Annotated in this window: 1 protein-coding gene and 1 pseudogene; both read right to left on the bottom strand. The window is 53.6% G+C overall.

Annotated elements, in window-relative coordinates; translation table 11 throughout:
- Positions 1 to 1,882: glycoside hydrolase family 95 protein (locus tag RMSM_RS02300; RefSeq protein ID WP_085980588.1), on the bottom strand; the 1,882-nt coding region annotated here is incomplete at its 3' end.
- 114 nt (positions 1,883 to 1,996) lie between these two features.
- Positions 1,997 to 2,658: pseudogene (locus tag RMSM_RS02295) on the bottom strand (sialate O-acetylesterase); the annotation flags it as partial.

Raw genomic sequence — 2,658 nt, 5'->3', positions numbered from 1 at the left:
TTTTCCTGGCTGCCGCTACCATTTCGGGGTTGTCGTCGATGTTGTATTGTCGTCCGGGATAGAGACCAAACAGATGCGAAATATGGCGGTGACCGGGATCATGCTCCTTGAATTCCTCGGTCCATTCCATCAATCGTCCGTCGGATCCGATTTGCGGTAGAGCAAGCTGATCGAGTGCGGCTTGAACGTCACGAGTGAAATCATCTTCCACGCCAAGGATCTGCGCTGACTCGAGCGTGTTGGTGAATACGTCCCAGATGATCTGCTGATCCATCGCAGGACCCATGGTCAGATTGCACGGCGTGTTGGTGGCCGGATCGATGAACTTGTTCTCAGGTGAAGTGCTGGGGCCGGAAACCAATTTTCCGGTTTTCGGATCTTCGACCAACCAATCCAGAAAGAACAGCGATGCTTCTTTCAAAACCGGATAGGCCCGATTCTTTAGGAATTCTCGATCTCCGGTGAACCGGTAATGTTCCATGAAGTGCTGGGTCGTCCACGCACCGCCGACCACCCATTGTCCATACTGGACATTTCCAAACGGAACCGTCCCATGCCAAACATCCGATCCATGTCCGGCTAGAAAACCTCGGCAACCATACAGATCTTTGGCGGTCTGTTGGCCTGAGGGCACCAGTCGTTCAATGTAGGCCATGAATGGCAGATGACACTCCGAAAGATTCGTTGTTTCGGCGAGCCAGTAGTTCATCTGGAAATTGATATTAATGTGGTAGTCGCTATTCCAGGGTGCAGCCATATCTTTGCACCAGAGACCCTGCAGATTGGCAGGCAAGCAGCCCGGCCGCGACGACGAGATCAACAGGTATCTACCGTATTGAAAGTAGAGTGCTTCTAAATCGGGATCGATCTTTCCGTTTTGATACCCCTGCAATCGGGCGATGGTTGGTTTGGGGGATGGAGTTCCAAGATTCAGCTCCACTCTGCGGAAAAGCTCTTGGTGCGCTGCCGAAGTGTCGGCTTTGATTTTGTCGTATCCCTTTTGCTTGGCCGCGGCGAGGGTGCGGTCGCAGACTTCCATCAAATCATGGGTGAATGGATGGTCTGTATCGTCGCGGTTGTAATCCGTTGCCGCCGCGATGTAGATGACTGCCGAGTCCGCATCTTTGACGCTCAAGCGATTGTTGTCGGCATGCGTCGATCCGTTTTGTGCGACGACTTTATACAGCGTGGCGAACTTGACGCCCAAGTGTTTGTTACCGTGTGCGGCTTGGCCGGTCGCGATCACAGTATCATTTCCGCCGGCTTGGGTCGCAAAGATCCCCTGCCGAGTGATTTGGGCACTAAACGAAACGGCGCCTGGCTTGTCCGCTGCGATCTTGATGGCAATGACATCGTCGACCGGGCTTGAGAACACTTCTCGGGTATAGTTGACACCGTCCGCGGTGTAACGAGTCGTGGTAACCGCAGTGTCCAGATCCAGCGATCTGCGGTAAGCAGTCGCCTTCGTTACCGAACCAAAATCAATGTTCAGTTCCCCCATCGTCTGATAGCTTCGTGGCGAGATACGGCCGGTCAAAATCGCCTGCTGCTTTTTCTGGGCCTCGGTGTACTTCTTATCAAACAGCAGCTGCCGCACCTCATCGATCGTACTGCTGACGTCCTGTTTCACCACAGGGATGGGCGGGCCGGCCCAGATCGAATCTTCGTTCAGCTGAATGATCTCTTTGGAAACACCCCCATAAACCATGGCTCCGAGCCGCCCATTACCGACCGGCAACGCTTCTTCCCAATGAGTGGCCGGTCGGTTATACCACAATGATAAAGGTTGCTCCGGAGCTTGATTCAGTGACTGCAGCTCGGCCGCTTCGCTGTAGTTGAACTTGTTTGCGTTGCCTTGGGCCGCAGCGGCGTTCGCACGCATGAGGGAACACGCTGCGATGCAGATGATGATACCTATGTGAATCGTAAACTTTTTCATTAATCTCGTGCTGGTTGTGGGTCAAACGATGCTGTTTCTGACTCTGCTTGCTGTTTTTTAAGGTTCGAAACGGTCGGTTCGAAATGGAAACGCGGGCAGATCGGCGCCGTTGACCAGATTCACTTCTGGCTTTCCGACAAAGGCGTAGCGAACATACAAGGGCTTTGCCAACTCAGCGGACTGCAGCACCACGCTCTGTCCTTGGATCGTCGCGTCGGCTCGCACCCAATTTTGATCGTCATCGGCCAACCAAAACTCCTTTGGCGGGGAACCATCGGTTGTTTTTAAGCCTTGGGCGTTTTCGAAATGGACGACCAGCGTGTTGTCCTTGGCCTCGACCTTTTGGTAAACAGGTCCTTGGGCTTCGACCTTCTGTCCGAGTGTGTCACGTGCTGCGAGCAACGCTAATCGCCGTCCAACCGGCAGCTTGTCTTTTGGATGGACATTCTTGATGTCGCCCAAGTCGATGGTGTTTGCAACCGAGGTATTTGGCAATTCGGAAGCCTTCAGCTGCGATTCCCGCATCCAGGCCCACGAGTGCGCTGCCGGGTGATCCTTTGGTACTTTGGGGGACGATTTCAGGACGTTTCCGTAACCTGGCAACATCACGACCAGGAAATGCAAGTCATCCTGGTCCCACTGTTTACGGTAGCGCCGTATCCATTCTTTCAGCACATCGCCATAGATCAGCATGCCGGAGTTTCGTAGAAAACCAGGCT

This window comes from Rhodopirellula maiorica SM1, assembly GCF_000346295.1.
In the GTDB taxonomy this organism is placed as follows: Bacteria; Planctomycetota; Planctomycetia; order Pirellulales; family Pirellulaceae; genus Novipirellula; species Novipirellula maiorica.
This window is presented reverse-complemented; position numbering and strand designations above follow the sequence as displayed.